The 16,267-nt window shown below is 64.2% G+C and carries 18 protein-coding genes; 7 read left to right on the top strand and 11 right to left on the bottom strand.

The features are described from left to right. Window positions 1-158: 158 nt before the first annotated feature. Entirely contained in the window at window positions 159-962 is an 804-nt protein-coding gene (locus HMPREF9336_RS04410) for an ABC transporter ATP-binding protein (RefSeq protein ID WP_007469408.1), read from the top strand. Window positions 963-1,202: 240 nt separating this feature from the next. Here HMPREF9336_RS04410 and HMPREF9336_RS18310 read toward each other — a convergent pair whose 3' ends face one another. From HMPREF9336_RS18310 to HMPREF9336_RS04395, 4 genes are all read right to left on the bottom strand, one after another. Next, the gene (locus HMPREF9336_RS18310; protein ID WP_156920288.1) at window positions 1,203-1,949 is read right to left on the bottom strand and encodes a hypothetical protein; all 747 of its coding nucleotides are present in this window, start codon (window positions 1,947-1,949) and stop codon (window positions 1,203-1,205) included. A 446-nt stretch (window positions 1,950-2,395) separates the two neighbouring features. Continuing rightward, on the bottom strand, window positions 2,396-3,868 hold the full coding sequence (locus HMPREF9336_RS04405) for a lysozyme family protein (protein WP_021030091.1): 1,473 nt from the start codon (window positions 3,866-3,868) through the stop codon (window positions 2,396-2,398). Further along, window positions 3,868-4,158: a hypothetical protein gene (locus tag HMPREF9336_RS04400; protein ID WP_084206614.1), complete on the bottom strand. Its 291-nt coding sequence runs from the start codon at window positions 4,156-4,158 to the stop codon at window positions 3,868-3,870. Before HMPREF9336_RS04400 ends, HMPREF9336_RS04405 begins: the two co-directional genes overlap by 1 nt. Then, on the bottom strand, window positions 4,155-4,415 hold the full coding sequence (locus HMPREF9336_RS04395; protein ID WP_040584623.1) for a hypothetical protein: 261 nt from the start codon (window positions 4,413-4,415) through the stop codon (window positions 4,155-4,157). The genes HMPREF9336_RS04400 and HMPREF9336_RS04395 overlap by 4 nt, the downstream gene beginning before the upstream one ends. A 497-nt stretch (window positions 4,416-4,912) precedes the next feature. Here HMPREF9336_RS04395 and HMPREF9336_RS04390 point away from each other — a divergent pair, with 497 nt between their 5' ends. Together HMPREF9336_RS04390 and HMPREF9336_RS04385 are read left to right on the top strand one after the other, a co-directional pair. After that, on the top strand, window positions 4,913-6,412 hold the full coding sequence (locus HMPREF9336_RS04390) for a SulP family inorganic anion transporter (RefSeq protein WP_021030088.1): 1,500 nt from the start codon (window positions 4,913-4,915) through the stop codon (window positions 6,410-6,412). Then, window positions 6,409-6,828: a VOC family protein gene (locus HMPREF9336_RS04385; RefSeq protein WP_007469395.1), complete on the top strand. Its 420-nt coding sequence runs from the start codon at window positions 6,409-6,411 to the stop codon at window positions 6,826-6,828. Before HMPREF9336_RS04390 ends, HMPREF9336_RS04385 begins: the two co-directional genes overlap by 4 nt. A 254-nt stretch (window positions 6,829-7,082) precedes the next feature. On the opposite strand, the gene HMPREF9336_RS04380 is transcribed toward HMPREF9336_RS04385, so the two are convergent. From HMPREF9336_RS04380 to HMPREF9336_RS04370, 3 genes are read right to left on the bottom strand one after another with little or no spacing between them, the layout of a single operon-like run. Continuing rightward, window positions 7,083-7,850: a hypothetical protein gene (locus HMPREF9336_RS04380; RefSeq protein ID WP_021030087.1), complete on the bottom strand. Its 768-nt coding sequence runs from the start codon at window positions 7,848-7,850 to the stop codon at window positions 7,083-7,085. 3 nt (window positions 7,851-7,853) lie between these two features. Further along, window positions 7,854-8,564: a fluoroquinolone export ABC transporter permease subunit gene (locus HMPREF9336_RS04375; protein ID WP_007469391.1), complete on the bottom strand. Its 711-nt coding sequence runs from the start codon at window positions 8,562-8,564 to the stop codon at window positions 7,854-7,856. After that, window positions 8,561-9,466 carry an ABC transporter ATP-binding protein gene (locus HMPREF9336_RS04370; RefSeq protein WP_007469389.1) on the bottom strand — a complete coding sequence of 302 codons (906 nt, stop codon included), beginning with the start codon at window positions 9,464-9,466 and terminating at the stop codon, window positions 8,561-8,563. The genes HMPREF9336_RS04375 and HMPREF9336_RS04370 overlap by 4 nt, the downstream gene beginning before the upstream one ends. 174 nt (window positions 9,467-9,640) lie before the next feature. Here HMPREF9336_RS04370 and HMPREF9336_RS04365 point away from each other — a divergent pair, with 174 nt between their 5' ends. After that, window positions 9,641-11,218, top strand: a complete 1,578-nt coding sequence (locus tag HMPREF9336_RS04365; RefSeq protein ID WP_007469388.1) for a sodium bicarbonate transporter family protein — start codon at window positions 9,641-9,643, stop codon at window positions 11,216-11,218. A gap of 129 nt (window positions 11,219-11,347) precedes the next feature. Further along, on the top strand, window positions 11,348-11,509 hold the full coding sequence (locus tag HMPREF9336_RS17800; protein ID WP_007469386.1) for a transposase: 162 nt from the start codon (window positions 11,348-11,350) through the stop codon (window positions 11,507-11,509). Window positions 11,510-11,533: 24 nt separating this feature from the next. Here the strand turns inward: HMPREF9336_RS17800 and dnaB are convergent, their stop codons facing one another. Next, window positions 11,534-12,931, bottom strand: coding sequence for a replicative DNA helicase (gene dnaB / locus HMPREF9336_RS04360; protein WP_007469384.1), 1,398 nt, complete (start codon window positions 12,929-12,931; stop codon window positions 11,534-11,536). 491 nt (window positions 12,932-13,422) lie between these two features. Here dnaB and HMPREF9336_RS04355 point away from each other — a divergent pair, with 491 nt between their 5' ends. After that, window positions 13,423-14,280: a GNAT family N-acetyltransferase gene (locus tag HMPREF9336_RS04355; protein ID WP_169727297.1), complete on the top strand. Its 858-nt coding sequence runs from the start codon at window positions 13,423-13,425 to the stop codon at window positions 14,278-14,280. A 214-nt stretch (window positions 14,281-14,494) separates the two neighbouring features. Continuing rightward, a complete protein-coding gene (locus HMPREF9336_RS04350) occupies window positions 14,495-14,896 on the top strand; it encodes a hypothetical protein (RefSeq protein WP_040584621.1) in 402 nt (133 codons plus the stop codon). A gap of 8 nt (window positions 14,897-14,904) precedes the next feature. On the opposite strand, the gene rplI is transcribed toward HMPREF9336_RS04350, so the two are convergent. The 3 genes from rplI to rpsF all read right to left on the bottom strand — a co-directional run bounded on the left by rplI (window position 14,905) and on the right by rpsF (window position 16,247). Next, window positions 14,905-15,360: a 50S ribosomal protein L9 gene (gene rplI, locus HMPREF9336_RS04345; RefSeq protein WP_007469378.1), complete on the bottom strand. Its 456-nt coding sequence runs from the start codon at window positions 15,358-15,360 to the stop codon at window positions 14,905-14,907. Between the two features lie 84 nt (window positions 15,361-15,444). Continuing rightward, window positions 15,445-15,942, bottom strand: a complete 498-nt coding sequence (locus HMPREF9336_RS04340) for a single-stranded DNA-binding protein (protein WP_007469376.1) — start codon at window positions 15,940-15,942, stop codon at window positions 15,445-15,447. A 17-nt stretch (window positions 15,943-15,959) separates the two neighbouring features. After that, entirely contained in the window at window positions 15,960-16,247 is a 288-nt protein-coding gene (rpsF, locus tag HMPREF9336_RS04335; RefSeq protein ID WP_007469374.1) for a 30S ribosomal protein S6, read from the bottom strand. Between the last annotated feature and the right edge of the window lie 20 nt (window positions 16,248-16,267).

Genomic DNA, 16,267 nt, shown 5'->3' with positions numbered 1-16,267 from the left:
CCGCGTCGGACAACGCCCCGGTGCGCGCCATCTCACAGCGCCGAGGACAGGCGGCGGCAGACCCGCCACGTACCATAAAGGCATCCGGGGCCTTCGCTCCGCTCGGCACGATGCGCCGCGCCTTTTGTCACGACTCCCTACCTCTGGAACCACGCGAGATGAGCCATACCGTCCTTGACTTGCAGAACGTCACCTTCCGCCGCGAAGGCGCACAGATCCTCCACGACATCAGCGTGACCATCCGGGCCGGGGAGCATTGGGCGCTCCTCGGCCCGAACGGCGCGGGCAAAAGCACCGTGCTCAGCTTTTGCGGCGCGCTCGTCCACCCCACCTCCGGCACCGTGGACGTGCTCGGCAGCAGGCTCGGGAGAGTCGAACTCCAAGCGTTGCGGCGCAACATCGGGCACGTCAACCCACGCCACCCGTTGCGCTCGCCGTTGACAGTCGCCGAAGTCGTGCTCACCGGGATCACCGGCACCATCGAAACGCCCATGCGGTGGAAACCGACAGAAGAACAGTCCCAACACGCCGAAGCCCTCCTCGAACAGGTCGGCATGGCCGAGCGCCGCGCGGCGCGCTGGCCGGTGCTCTCGCAGGGGGAACGAGGCCGGGCCTTGATCGCGCGGGCCCTCATCGCCCGACCGGCCCTTTTGCTCCTCGACGAGCCCGCCACCGGCCTCGACGTCGCCGCGCGCGAACAGCTACTCGAAACGATCGACCGGCTCGTCGAGACCGAACCGGAGATGGCCTCGGTCCTCGTCACCCACCACCTCGAAGAACTTCCCGAGACCACCACCCACGCCCTGGTCATCTCGCAGGGGCGCATCACAGCCTGCGGCCCGGTCGACTCCGCCGTGACCAGCGAGACCATCTCCCAAGCCTTCGGCCATCCGATCGTCGTGGAGCGAAGCGCCGGGAGGTTCAGCGCCCGAGCGGCGCGAACGACCCCGGCCGGGCGATAAGCCGCAGGCGCTTTTCTCCCTGAGCAGACAGACTCATCGGCCTGCGCCGCGAGTCCTCCCGCATCGCATTTCGCGAAGCGTTGACCTGTGGCCACAGAAGTCACCTCATGCGATGACACCTGGCTTCAGTCTCAAACCCGTGGCATTTCTTCAGATTTCGAACCCTCAAGAACGTTCCCCTTGCAAGGACACTGAAGGGGAAAACTGGAAAATTATCCCGAGGCAACGACGCGCTTCAGCTCAATCCCCAGTCACGAAACCACTGGGAGCGCTAGCGTCCTCCGATAAGAGCCAGCGCTTACCGTCAGCCTGAAGGTAGAGGTTCGCTGCGCCGAACGCTTTATTCGGATCGGTCGGCACAAGGACAGCTGCAGTCTTCGGCGTGAAGTCGAAAACCCACGTAGCGCCATCGGAAGTCACTTGGCGCCACCGGTTTTCCGCAAATTTGTAGACGTTTGGCTTGGTAATGAGACCAATTTCCCCTGGCGGGGATTCATGATCCCAGCTTTCATAGCCCACTTCAAGCGCATCGGCCGGACTCCACCACATACCGTTGATAACGGGCACAGCGTGAGGGTTAGGGGCGTCCTCAATATCCGAAGTTTCAGTCTGCCAGGCGGTGGTGTCAATAACGGCGACAGACCAAGCGCGAAAGCTAGCGTCTAGATGCTGGACCATTGCGTAGGCGAAAAATTTACCATCGTCCCTAAAAGATGCGTACGCGGTAACGCCCGGCAAGGGGGTTTGCCCAAGCGGCCGCACGGAGCCATCGCTTTGAACGACGTAGAGATCGTACGGTCCGCCAGAGACGAGTTCCGGCTGCGCGAGCTTCTGCAGTATAACCATGCCTTGGCTTGCTCCGAGAAGCTCTATAGTGGGAGATTTCCGCTCGGTTCTTCGCGGGGAATTATCATTTTCCGAATCGGGCAGCTTCACCACCCTGAGGATCTCTGGCGCCGGGTTTCCTCGACGAAGGTCTAAAGTCATTATCCGATCAGGATACTCCCACCACAATACTGTAGAGCCGCCTCCCGGCAAGGTTCTACCGCAAGCGCAGCGTATAACTTTCATTTCGCGGGTTTGCAGGTCAACTACAGCTATACCGACTTCTTTACCATTCGGGGCTTCCTTGAACGGAGCGAAAGCAAATCTTCGGTCTGAGGTGAGGGAGAAACCGCCGAATCTATCAGCGCTGAAGGCGATCCTTTGAGCACTGCCCCCGCCGAACATAAGGACGACATCACGCCCGCTTCGATAAGTGAGGATAGAGCCGTCGGGGAGCTTGGGGGAATCCGCCGACAATGGCGGCAGTTGCGCATGAGGCACGGGATACAACGGCGACGCGCCGCCGACGGGGCGTTGATCTTCAGGAGAGCACGCGGACACGAGGCTCATGAAAACAAGAGCTAAGAAGAACGGGGGTCGCAGAGTTCTCATCTTGGCCTCGCCTGTGTTTCAATGTATGGGTACTCGCTCGCGGCTTGTTCTTCCGTTTCCCCTCTTGCCAGAGCGGCCTGGCGAAACCCATCAACGAGCGCGTTGTAGGCTTCTGCTCGCACCCCATAATGAGCCCTGGCGGCAATCTGACCGTTGCTGTCGGTGCCGTTGACGCGAGCAGTCACCTCTGTGAAAGCGGCAGAAGGATCGCCGCTAGACGCGACATCGCTCAGATCTCTCTGCGTCCAAAACCAGGCGGCGGCCGCCATACTTTCTTCTGGATTGTTTATCAGCTCCTCAGGATGCCCTAGCGGATCAGCGTTCGGGTAGCCGTGACTGCGGAGCCATTCGCCCAGCTGGCCGTAAGTAGCCGAATGCGTGATTTGTATATACCCTCGGCCGTGGTATTGCCAGTCGTCGCCCAAGAAACTTCGATAGTACGCCTCATCCCCGCCCTCCTCGACAGGTTGAAGATTACTTTCCTCGTATAAAGTCGCCAAGAACGCGCATTGCGCTTTCGGGTCCGTTATTCCGTTCTTCTCCATAGCGCCTTTGGCCAGATTGTAGAATTCTTGAAATTTCGGATCATCGGCATCCTTATGTAAGGCTTTCGCAACCGCTTCCGCAGATAGGATCGGACTTGACGCCCCATCGCCCGCGCCGAGGGCCGCAAGGAGCATGTTGTAGCCGTCCTCGATGACTTTCTTCACAGCTGCGTCAGCGTCGTCCAGGGCTTTGCATGTGACGGCGAAGGCGTTGATGACGTTGTTCTGGATGTCGTTGCGGATGTCGTTGGCGTTCCAGGTGTCGCCGGGAGGTCCGTGGTGCCAGTAAGGGTGCTGGTTAGTGCTGAAACCGATCCAGCCACCGCCCTTCGTGTTGGCCTTCATAGCCTCGTGAGCGGTGCGCAGCCGGTCCTTGAATTCTTCGACGTTGTTGCGCAACGCCTGATTGATAAGCTTGTCAACAGCGTTCTTCGCCGCCTGACATTTCTCCTTCAGCGCCACCTCGAGGTGCTCGGCGACTTGCGCGATATCCTGCGCATGTCCGGCGAGGTCTTTCTGGTCCCGCTCCATGAGCCGCTGGTTGCGCTTATAGTTCTCCAACACAGAGTCTTGCGCAGGATCATTCCAATGCTGGTTCAGATTCTCAGTTTCTCGGATAAGATCGAACTGGAGCTGCGCGTTCGCGCCCGCTGTTTTGAGCGTCTGAGCCGTGTCGCGGAAAGCCTTCAAATCGATGTCTTCTTCGGCGAGGTACGCCTTCGCGTAATATTGCCAGTCCGACTGGCGCTTGAGCTGGGAGAAGTCGAGCGGGGCGAAGTCTCCCCTGCAAGCGGCGAGCTGATCCCACCACATCAAAAGAGGGTAGTAATACCACCCGAAAGCTTCTTCCGCCGACACAGACTGACCGCCCGCGTTGACTATGCTGCCAGGGCCGAGGAGTATCTCCCTGCCTTTGTCCGCCATCAGAAGTTCAACTCCAGGCTAGCAGCGTTGTCTTCGTCTGCGCCCGTGTAGATGTCTACCGCGTCGTGAAGGTTCCCTCCGAACTGCTCACAGTGCCCGCCCCATCCGCGCCAAGTGTCGGCGATCTTCTCGAACCCCTGACGCACGCCTGCCGCCTGTTCCGCATAACGCGACCCGAAATGTTCCGGGGACAGCGAGCATGTACGGATGCGCGCGGCCTCGTCGTGCAAACCTCCGCTCGCCTGCAACCATGTATGCCCAAGCTGGCGAACCCCGTCTGGGCTACTCATGTTCGCCACTGCCACCCCTCCTCATCTTCCTCATCTTCGTAGTGACCGAACTTCCGACCGTCCACGTCCCACATCGATCGAGCTCGTCCCTCCGGAGTGGCGGCAGCCTCCCGTTCCGCCCGCTCAGCGCGCTCGTCCGCCATCCGTCGTTCCTCGTCCCGGATCGCTTGGAAACCCTGGTCGACCGCCTCCATGCTGGCCTTCATCTTTTTCTGGAAATCCAGTTGCATCGAATACAGCTGATCAGCCACGGACACACTTGCATGATCGCACACCATGCACCTCCAAGCAACGGACTTCGACCTCTCCCAGCAGCGTCGCCATAGCGACACGTTGGCCGCTATGAAACCCTGATCTCGCTCGTTGATGCCATATTTCTTGATTGACGGTTTGCGCCACGTGGAAAGGGCGCAGTTGCGACGGGCACGATGGGATGCAGCTTATGGCGATCGGCGACCAGGGGAGCCTGACCCGGTTTCCCGGACGGGGTTGGTGCCTCCGCACCACGCTCGCGGCGAGGGGGCGGGGACAGGTCAAGGAGGCCGATGTCGAAGAAGTACCTGCCGGAGTTGCGTGAGCGAGTGATGCGCCTGATGAACGAGGCGCATCACTGGTGAGGTAGACTCCTCATCAGGGTCTGGGGCTTTGGTTCCTCAGCATTTTGGTCGGGCTCGGGTCGGCCGCTCGTGCTCGTTTTTGTATGTCTTCTGCGCGTGGCGTGGGAGCGGGTTCGAGCATTTCTATTGGAGTCTTGATGTCTTCGACGGATTCTTCGTCGTTTGTTTTTCCCACGGTCCGTTCTGTTTTCCGGTCGCCCGCCTTGTTGCGCGTAGAGGTGCTCGCTGGCCTAGTGGTGGCCATCGCGCTGATCCCTGAGGCGATTTCGTTCTCGATCATCGCGGGGGTGCCGCCGCAGGTTGGGCTGTTCGCGTCGTTCACGATGGCGGTGACGATCGCGTTCACCGGGGGGCGTCCGGCGATGATCTCGGCGGCCACGGGCGCGGTCGCCCTTGTAGTCGCGCCGGTCAGCCGCGAGCACGGGATGGATTATCTGGTGGCTACTGTGCTGTTGGCTGGGGTGTTCCAGGTGGTGTTGAGCCTCGCGGGTTTGACGAAGCTGATGCGGTTCGTGCCGCGCAGTGTGATGGTCGGTTTTGTGAATGCCCTGGCGATTTTGATCTTTCTGGCGCAGTTGCCGCAGTTGGTCCATGTGCCGTGGGCCGTGTACGCGATGGTCGCGGTCGGGGTCGGGGCGATGCTGGTGCTGCCCCGGTTCACCCAGCTCGTGCCCGCGCCGCTGGTCGTCATCGTCGTCTTGACCGGCGTGTGCGCGGGGTTCTCGATTCGGGTGCCGACGGTCGGGGACCAGGGGGCGCTGCCGAGCGGCTTGCCCGTCCCAGGATTGCCGCACGTCCCGTTGACGCTCGCGACCTTACAGATCATCGCCCCGTACGCCTTGGCGACGGCGCTGGTGGGCCTGTTGGAGTCGATGATGACCGCGAAACTGGTGGACGACATCACCGACACCCATTCCGACAAGGTCCGCGAAGGCTGGGGCCAAGGCGTCGCGAACCTCGTCACAGGCATGTTCGGCGGGATGGGCGGCTGCGCGATGATCGGGCAGACCATGATCAACGTCAGAGTCTCCGGCGCCCGCACCCGCGTCTCCACCTTCCTCGCCGGGGCCTTCCTGCTGGTCCTCGTCGTCGCGTTGCGGGATGTGGTCGGCCAGATCCCGATGGCCGCGCTGGTCGCAGTGATGATCATCGTGTCGGTCAAGACGCTGGACTGGCACAGCGTGAACCCGAAGGTCCTGCGCCGCATGCCGATCCCCGAGACCTTCGTGATGGTGTCCACCGTCGCGGTCACCGTCGCCACCGGCGACCTCGCCTACGGCGTGATCGTGGGCGTGCTGGTCGCGATGGTGATGTTCGCCCGCCGTGTCGCCCACCTCACCGAAGTCGTCGATGTCGCCCACCCCGACGAGGACACCCGGGTCTACGCGGTGCGCGGCGAGCTGTTCTTCGCCTCCAGCAACGACCTGGCCACCCAGTTCGACTACACCGGCGACCCCCACAACATCGTCATCGATATGAGCGAGGCCCATATCTGGGACCTCTCCTCGGTCGCGGCGCTCGACGCCATCACGGCCAAATACCAGGCGAAAGGCAAGAACGTGCGGATCGTCGGGCTCAACCAGCCCTCCCAAGAACGCCACGCCAGCCTGAGCCCGCTCGTGGGAGGCGGCGAATGAACCAGCCCCCTGGACGAACCTCCTCGGCGTGGCCGGTCCTGCACTACGACGACACGGACGCGGCCTTGCGGTTCCTCACGGACGGGCTCGGATTCCGCGAGATCCTCGTCTTCCGAGACGAGGACGGCGCCGTCGCGGGCGCGGAGCTCGCCTGGCCGGGAGGCGGGCGGCTCGTGCTCGGCTCCACCGCGCACAAAGACAGCGTCCACGGGCACTTGCCCGCAGGATGCAACGCCGTCTACCTCGTCACCGACGACGTGGACGGCGTGCACAGGCGAGCCCAGGCCGCAGGGGCCACGATCCTCCGGCCCCCGCATAACACCGCCTTCGGGCCGGGCAGAGAAGCCTACGCCTGCGCCATCGGCGACCCCGAAGGAAACATCTGGACCATCGGCGACTACTCCGGACCACCGTAGGACAGAGGGCGGATCGCATCGATCAGTCCAAGCCGCCAGCCAACGCCCTCCACGTTGCTCCTACGAGCCCGAAGCCATAAAGCTCTGCGGCCCGCCCACGAGGGACAAACCCGCCAGCTGCTTCCTGGATCTCACGGACGGACTCCTCGGCGAAAGCTCTGCCGCGCCGCGAGGACTTCGCTTCGCGTCGAGGGGAGACGTGCTGTCTTGCGCAGGCTCAGGCTCCTCCCGCAGCAACATCGGCCCTCTCGGGATCAGCGTTTGGCGAGAAAGCGGCGGAGAAGGAGCCATGCGACGGCTATGTTGTAAAGAGCCCCGACAATGAGGTAGGGCCACCATACGCCGTGGGCGCTGGCCGTCCAGTATGCCTTGGCCTCCCAGTACGGAGGCAGGATGCCGAAGGCGAGGTTCCAGCCGGAATGGACGAACCAGGGCAGGCATGGCAAGCCCGCGATGAGCATGCCGAGCGCCCGGAGCATGGCCAGCCCTTGAATTTTATTATTCGCCGTCGTAATGATGAGCAATAGCGTGACGACTGCCGACAGGCCCGCGAGCACGCCGATGGGAATGAGTGGGAGTATGAGTCCTGGCTCCAAGATTCCGCTCAAAGACATAGTGGCGACCACATAGACGGCGGTGATCACGACGACGGTTGCGGCGCGGTAACCGAAGAATACAGCGAGCGGCACCGGTGTGACTCGCAGCGCGGTGAGGGTGCCCGCGTCGACTTCGTCAAGAACAAGGAAAGCGGCCAACCCGCCGGGCACGATAACGCTGGTCAGCAGCAAGAACGCGGTGAGCACCAAAGGATAGTAGGGAACAAGGTCGAAGCCGTGCTTTTGGTCGAGCATTCGGGTGAACAACGGCGTGAACAGCGCCACCCCGCTCGTCCACAAGAGTGGCGCTACGACCAGCATGACCAAGAGCGGGTCGCGGTAGGTGCCGCGCAGATCGTTGCGGGCAAGCGCGGCCAGAACCTTCGAGCGCGGCAACCGAGGCGGTCGGAGACGGGGACTGGCCATGGGTTATTCACCGGGCCGTTCGACGACGTGGCGGACGAACAGGCGCTGGGCGAGCACGCATAGTCCCGCGACACAGGCGAGCGGATAAGCAAGCGCATACGCCCATTCCCAGACGGTCAAGTCTCGTTGGCCGAACGCGGCGCCAAGTAGCATCAACGGGCCCTCGGTGGGCACGAGGCAGAGCACCGGATGTGGCCACAGGCCGCTGTAGTGCACAATAGGCGGGATCAGCATGCACGCCAAGGGTATGACGCTCGCCATGAACCAGTCGGTGACTGAGGAGAACGGCAGCGCGGTGATGAACCCGGTGAGCAGCATCAGCAATGTGCCGAGGACGACGCCTGCCGTCATCGGCACGAGCCGGTAGCCCGTGCCATGCACAATGGTCGCCACCGTGATCGCCACCCCAAGCGAGATCGAAAGCAACGTCGCCAGCTTCGCCGCGAGGTACTCTGCGAACCGTAGAGGCGTGCAAAGAAGCGCCCCCAGCGTGCGCTCCTGCTTCTCGAAGAACACGGAGCCCCCGATGAAGAAGAATCCGATGATCGCGACATCTCCGATCAAGACGTACGGCTCGGCGATCGGCCGCAGAACCGCTGGCATCGGGAGGAGCACGGCCAGCCAGATCAAACCGGAGAAGATCCCTGCGAGCAGGAATTTCTGACGCGCTTGCAACGTGAGCTCAAGCCGCACAACGCTGACCAACCTCGTCATGCGAGCCGCTTTCCGGTGACCTCTGCGAAGACATCCTCCAAGCTGGCCTCGGCGCTGTGGATGGTCTCGATGCGCCTGCTGCGCGCCAGCTCGTGGAACTGCGGGTCGTCCGCGAGCCCGTCGATCCCGAATTCAGCGGTCGCCAACGCGCCGTCGTCGCCCCGGTATACGACGCGGACCACGCGGCGGCTCCGGGCCACGCGCAGCTCGGCTGGCGCGTCCAGAGCTGCGATGCGGCCGTCGACGACGAACGCCACCCGGTCGCAGAGCTCCTCTGCCGTGTTCATGTCGTGGGTGGTCAAAAAGACGGTTCGCCCCCGTGCCTTCAGCTCCAAGATCATGTTTTTGACCACGCGAGCATTCACCGGGTCCAACCCCGAGGTCGGCTCGTCCAAGAACAAGAGTTCCGGGTCGTTCAAGAGCGCACGCGCGAATGTCAGTCGCATTTGCATGCCTTTGGAGTACTTGCCCACCCGGATATCGGCGGCTCCGCGCAGCCCGACCGCGTCGAGCAGCTCTGCGGGCTGACGGGTTTTGCCCGCGTACAGGGACGCGAAGAACTGCAGGTTCTCCGCGCCTGTGAGCTTGTGGTAGTGATTAGGCAGTTCGAACGACACGCCGATGCGCTGGTAGTACTGCGAACCCCACTGCCGCGGCTCCCTCCCCCATACCGTCGCCTGTCCCTCATGTCCGTGCAACAGCCCGATGAGCAGTTTCTGCGTCGTGGACTTCCCCGCCCCGCTGGGGCCGAGAAACCCGAAGATCTCCCCTCGTCCCACAGAGAAGTCCATATCCCGGATCACGGGCTCCTGGCTCTTCGGATATGTGAAAGTCAGCCCCCGCACGCAGATCACTTCCGCGTTCACACGCGGATGTAAGGGGTCGCCTTGGGCAATGGCCATACTGTGGTGCGGCCTTTCAAACGGTGCGGCGCACGGGTCCCGACGCCGCAGCAACAGTCAACTCCATCTCCGACCAGGCTTCCCGGAACACCGCCGAACAGTGTACTGAACGCCCGACCAGACTCCCGACCCGGCAGAGCGCAGCACTTCGCCGCGCTTGGCTAGGCTGGGTGCGTGTCAACCAAACGAAGCAATGCGCAGCGCGCCCCACAAGCGCACGAGGTCGGTTCCCTGGACTACACCGGCCGGTTGGGCGGCGGCCTTCGGGAGGACGTGCGGCGAAAACTGCCTTCCTACGTCAGCGATTTCAAGGACGGGCTGCATTCGAAAGTCCCGGCGTCCGTGAGTTTTCTTTTTTTCGCCTGCCTCGCGAACGCTATCGCGTTCGGCGGCCTCACCAGCGTCATGACCCACGGAGAAGTCGGCGTCGTGGAGATGATCGTGGTGACCGCCATCGGCGGAATCCTGTTCGCCCTTTTGTCCGCCCAACCCCTGACCTTGTTGGGCGGCACCGGCCCCATCGTCATCTTCACCGGCCTGCTCTACACGATGTGCCAGCATTTCGGCCTTCCATTTCTGCCGGTCTACGCGTGGGTGGGAGTCTGGTCGGGCATCCTCATGCTCGTCCTCGCGGTGACCGACGCCAGCGCGCTCATGAAGTTCTTCACCCGCTTCGTCGACGAGATCTTCGCCGTCCTCGTCGCTGTCATCTTCATCGTCGAAGCGGCGCGTTCGGTGGTGTCGCCCTTCACCGTGTCCCCGCGCAACGACGCGACCGCCCTGATGACCGTGGTCCTGGCACTGGGGACCTTCCTGTTGGCCCGTGCCTTCAAGACTTTCCTGCAGACCAGCTATCTCCAGCGCGGGTTCCGTGAATTCGTGGCAGATTTCGGGCCTGCCATCGCCATCGCGCTGATGACACTCTTCGCCTTGGCGTTGCCCGAGGTGGAGGTGCAGGACGTGGCCATCCCCGACCATTTCGGCACCACCACCGGCCGGTCCTGGCTCGTCGACATGTTCTCCGTGCCCGTCTGGCTGGTCGTGGCCTGCCTCGGGCCGGCCATCCTGGTCACTGTTCTGCTGTTCCTCGACCAGAATATTACGACCCGTCTGGTCAACAGCCCGTCGCACGCCCTCCGAAAAGGAGACGGCTACCACCTGGACCTGGCTGTCGTCGGCGTCATCACCGCAGTTTGCTCGGTGTTCGGCTTGCCCTGGATCGTGGCGGCCACCGTCCATTCCCTCAACCATGTCAAGAGTTTGGCGACCACACAAAAAGACGACGACTCCGGCGCCGAACGCATCCTGGCCGTCCGAGAGAATCGAGTCTCCCCGCTCGCCATCCATATCCTGATCGGTGCCTCTGTTTTCATGTTGCCGCTGATCAAAAAGATTCCGATGGAAGTGCTGTTTGGCCTGTTCCTGTTCATGGGTTTCGCCACCCTCAACGGGACGGACTTCTATGCGCGGCTGAAACTATGGCTGACCGACCGCAACCTGTACCCTGACACCCACTACGTCCGCCACGTCCCGTGGAAGGTCATCCGCCTCTTCACCTTGGTCCAGCTTCTCTGCCTGGTGGTGTTGTGGATCCTCAAAAGCAGCCCGGCGGGGATCTTGTTCCCCTTGTTCATCGCGATGCTGGTGCCGCTGCGCCTCCTGCTCAACCGGTGGTTCCAGCCACAACATCTGGCGCTGCTCGACGCCGAGGAGGAAACCGACGACGCCAGCATGGGGGACTTCCGGCCCTAAACCCGAGCTTTCTGTAGGGTCTCACGCCGCGTGACATCTCACAAGGCTTTGAACTGCGACTCTGACGTGTTCCCCTCCGGGCGGACGCCAAGCCTGCCAGGATGATGTCTGGCAGAGAGAGGAGTCCGTATGCCTGTCGCGCATCCCGAGGAGTTCCGCCGCAGGGCGGTCGAGCTGGCCAGGACGAGCGGGCAGCCGCTCGCCAGGATCGCCAAAGATTTGGGGATCAACGACGGAACTCTGCGCAACTGGCTCACGGGAATTGCACAAGTGCAATGTGGGTGCAATTAACTTTGAGACCCTACAAACAGGGCCTCAGCCCCTGGCCATGTCCACGAACCGGGACACGTGCAGCTGGTGGGCGACGGTGATAGTGCAGGTGGGGCCGTTGCGGTGTTTGCCGAGGATGAGGTCGGCCTCGCCGCCTCTGGGATCGTCCGGCTCGAACGCGTCGGGGCGGTGCACGAGGATCACCATGTCGGCGTCTTGCTCCAACGAGCCCGACTCGCGCAGGTCCGAGACCTGGGGCCGCTTGTCGGTGCGCTGCTCGGGGCCTCGGTTGAGCTGGCTGAGCGCGATGACGGGCACTTCGAGCTCTTTGGCGAGCAGCTTGAGCTGGCGGGAGAACTCGGAGACCTCCTGCTGGCGGGATTCGACCTTCTTGCCCGAGGTCATGAGCTGGAGGTAGTCCACGACGACGAGTTTGAGGTCGTGGCGTTGCTTGAGCCGCCGCGCCTTGGCCCGGATCTCCATCATGGTGAGGTTCGGCGAGTCGTCGATGAAGATCGGAGCCTCGCTGATCTCGCTCATCCGCCGGGCCAGGCGCGCCCAGTCGTCGTCTTTGAGCTTCCCCGAGCGCATGTCCGCGAGGCGGATCCGCGCCTCCGCGGAGAGGAGCTTCATGACGATTTCCATCTTGCTCATCTCAAGGGAGAACAAGGCGCTGGTCAGGCCGGCCTGCACCGAGCAGGCGCGCAGGAAGTCCAGCGCGAGGGTGGACTTCCCGACGCCCGGACGGGCCGCGACGATGACCATCTGGCCGGGGTGGAAGCCGTTGGTGACCCGGTCGAGGTCGACGAACCCGGTGGGCACGCCGAGCGAGATCCCGCCTCGGGTGGCGATGGAGTCGAGTTCGTCCATGGTGGACTGCAGCAGCCCTTCCAGCGGCACGACCTCGTCCGAGCGCTTGCGCTGGGTCACCTCGAAGATCTCGGCCTGCGCCCGGTCGACCACCTCGGCGACGTCCTGGCCCTCCGCTCCGCCGTAGCCGTACTGCACGATGCGGGTGCCGGCCTCAACGAGCTTGCGCATGACCGCCTTCTCGACGACGATCTCGGCGTAATACCGCGCGTTCGCGGCGGTGGGGACCCCGGAGATCAGCGTGTGCAGGTAGGGCGCCCCGCCGACTCGTCCGAGCTGGCCTCTGCGCTCTAGCTCGGATGCGACGAGCACCGCGTCCGCTGGCTCTCCCTTGCTGAACAGCTCGGTGATGGCCTCGAAGATCAACTGGTGCGCGGGCCGGTAGAAATCCGCCCCTTGGAGGATCTCCACCACGTCGGCGACCGCGTCCTTGGACAAGAGCATTCCGCCGAGGACGGACTGCTCGGCCGCCCCGTCCTGCGGCGGTTGGCGGCCCGGATCCTCCCACTGGTCCCTGCCCGGCTCCTCCGAACGCACGAGCCCGAAACGCTCCACCGACCCGCCTACCGGCATCCGCAGTCCTCGCTTTCGTTCTCGTGCTCGAGCAGTCTCCCGTATGTGTACCCGAGAGGACTGACAATGTCCGTCAGCGGCTTTGGCGGCGACCGTCCGCCTCGCGGAGCCGGCCGCGCTGGGGGGCGACGACCAAGACACGCTAGGGCCCGAAGGCGCATCGGTCAAGGCCCGTTGTCCACAGGCCCTGTGGACAACTGCGCATTGCTCGGGACAAGTTGTTCACCAGTGCCCCGCGCCTGTGGATGAAATGTGGAAAAAGTTATCCTGAATCTGATTTTCCGCAGCTCAGATGGTGTGAAGAAAATATTTTGGCTGTGGATAAAAAATCTCTCGGCGTGTCTTGGGAATGGCCGCTCCGGCGTGTTGTGGCGCCGAGGACAACCAGAGGTCACCAAAGCGGCAGGCAGATGGCGCCGGGAGTTTCCCGTCCGCCCCTCCGAGCCCGACGGGGATTGACGCCTCCGCGTCCGGGGAGCATGATCCTGTCCGTGGTCGTTCGGGCGCATGGCAGTGTGGCGGAGTTCTGGGACGCGGCCCGAAGCCTCTACGAGGCGGACCCCGTGCGCCACACGTTCACGCTCAGCGCCTTGGCCGCCTATTCGTCCCGGGGCGGCTTCCCGCGCCTGTTGTTGACGGTCTGGTCCGGCGATCCCCCCGGCTCCCCGCTCGGGGCGATGCTGCAGATCAACCAGGACGACCCGCTTCGGCTCTCCGCGCTGCCGACCGAGCAGATCCGCCCCGTCGTCGCGGCGTTCGCCGCCGCCGACCCCGACCTCGCAGCCGTGGACGGGCCCGAAGCCGTCGCCGACGCGTTCGCGCGGGCCTGGTGCGCCGAGGTCGGCGCGACCGCGAGCCCGCCGCGCCACAACATGCTGCACGAGCTCGGCGAGCTGGTGCGCCCGGCCGTCCGGGGCGGGGCGCGGGTGGCGGGGCTGGCCGACCTCGACCTGCTCGTCGGGTGGACGCTCGACTACGAGGCCGAGGACTACGGCAGGCAGAGCGCGCCCGCGACCATGGCCCGCATCCTGCGCTCGCAGCTGCTCGGGTCGGATTCGGCCACTGTGATCTGGGAGGACGAGGGGGAGCCTGTCGCGTTCGCGAGCGCGCGCCGCCCAGTCGTCGGCGTCGCCCGCGTCGGACCGGTGTTCACGCCGAAGGAGCGGCGGGGCAACGGCTACGGCATCGCCGTCGCGGGCGCGGCCACCGCGTGGGCGCGCGAGGAGGCCGGGGCCGAGCGCGTCGTCTTGTTCACGGACGAGTCCAGCCCGAAGCCGAATTCGATCTACGCGAAGCTCGGCTACCGTCCGGTCGAGCGGTTCAGCGAGATCAGGTTCCAACGGCCGTGACCGTCCGCGAGCATGCCGACCTCGCCGGCCTCGGACTCCGCCGAGCATAAGCTCGGCCACCGTCCGGTCGAGGAATTCCGCAAGATAGCTTTCGACTCGTGAAGCCTGCCGAGTGCCTGCGGGTCTGAGCCCGCCACTGCGATGTTGTTCGGTATTGAAATCCTGTCGCACCCCCAGACTCGTGCGGCAAACCGCCTACCGGTACTGTGACGGTATGCACAACCATCAGATCGAGGCACGCCCTACCACCGTCGACACTTGCCGTCCCAGCGCCGGGCGACGACGGGCAAGCGCGGCTCTCGGCCTGCTGCTCGCCGGGGCCGGCGCGCTCGCCATGGCCGCGCCCGCCTCGGCCACCGGGACGTACTTCGCCACCTGCACCGGGTACGACACCCAGACGCAGCCCGCCCCCGGTTGGAGCTACGGGTCCGGGACGCCGACCATGACGATGACGACCACCACGATCCAGGTGCCCCGGTCGAGCAGCGGCTCGGGCCCGACCGCCGCCGCCGCGGAGGCGGCGGCGCGGGGCGCCATGGGAGGCGCGTTCGGCGTGAGCTGCTCGGTCAACGGCTCCGAGAACCCCAACCCCGACTCCCCCGACTCCGGGGACTGACCCGCAGCTCAGCTGGCGGCGGTGATAGCGATCTTCACCTTCGAGACCAAACCGGCCCCAAGATCGACCTCCACCTCGTACTGGCCGAGAGAACGAATCTGATGCGCCGCGACCTGCACCGCCTCAGCCGCGACCGTCGCGCCAGCAGCGCCCGAGATCGCAGCGGCCACCTGCGCCGAAGTCACGGAGCCGAAGAGCTTCCCGGTGTTGCCGGCGCGGGCGGGCACGGCCACCGTGCCGACCTCGGCGAGCTTCGCTTTGAGCTCCTCAGCGCGGGCCTTCGCCCTCGCGTCGCGCTGCGCCTCGGCGGCCTTGATGGTCTCGGCCTGCTTCTGCGCGGACGCGGTGCCGGTGATCGCCAGCTTGCGGGGCAGCAGGAAGTTCCGGGCGTAGCCCTCTTTCACCTCGACAAGGTCGCCGGGGGCTCCGAGGCCGGTCACTTTCTTCGTCAAGATCAACTGCATGTCATGCTCCTCGATGTTTGGTCGCTGTGCCCCGCCTCGGTCGCCGACCGGCTGGGCTCTGTCGCAATCGTCGACAGGGTTGGCTTAGAACGGCGGCTCGTCGTCGCCGGAACGGGAAGAAGAAGAGGACTGGTAGTCGTCGCCGGCTGGCGCGGAGGCCCAGGGGTCGTCGTTGCCGTAACCGCCGGAGCGGGCGCCGCCACCGCCGCCGCCTCCTCGGGAGGCCCGGTTCACTTTCGCGGTGGAGTAGCGCAGCGACGGCCCGATCTCGTCGACCTCGAGCTCGACGACGGTCCGCTTCTCGCCTTCGCGGGTTTCGTACGAGCGCTGTTTGAGCCTGCCCGTCACAATGACCCGCGAGCCTCGGGTGAGGGACTCGGCCACGTTCTCGGCTGCCTCGCGCCAGATGTTGCAGCGCAAGAACAGCGCTTCGCCGTCCTTCCACTCGTTGCTCTGACGGTCGAAGGTCCTCGGCGTCGACGCGACGGTGAAGTTCGCGACGGCCGCGCCGGTCGGGGTGAACCGCAGCTCCGGGTCGGCCGTCAAGTTGCCGACCACCGTGATGACGGTCTCGCCTGCCATATCGCCCTCCTGGGGAGTTACTTGTCTTTGCGGAGCACTTTGGCGCGCAGGACGGTCTCGTTGATGCGCAACTGCCGGTCCAGCTCGGACACAGTCGAGGACTGCGCCTTCAGGTCCACAACGGCGTAGATGCCCTCGCCTTTCTTGGCGATCTCGTACGCGAGCCGACGACGGCCCCACACGTCGACCTTCTCGACGGCTCCGCCCTCTTCGCGGACCACGCCGAGCAGCTTGTCCACTGCCGGGGCGACGGTGCGCTCATCGATGTTCGGGTCGAGGATGAGCATAAGTTCGTATTGACGCATGAAACCCCATCACCTCCTAC

Source organism: Segniliparus rugosus ATCC BAA-974, assembly GCF_000185725.2.
GTDB classification, from domain to species: domain Bacteria; phylum Actinomycetota; class Actinomycetes; order Mycobacteriales; family Mycobacteriaceae; genus Segniliparus; species Segniliparus rugosus.
Note: the sequence above shows the minus strand (reverse complement) of the source record. Positions and strands in the feature narration are given on the sequence as shown.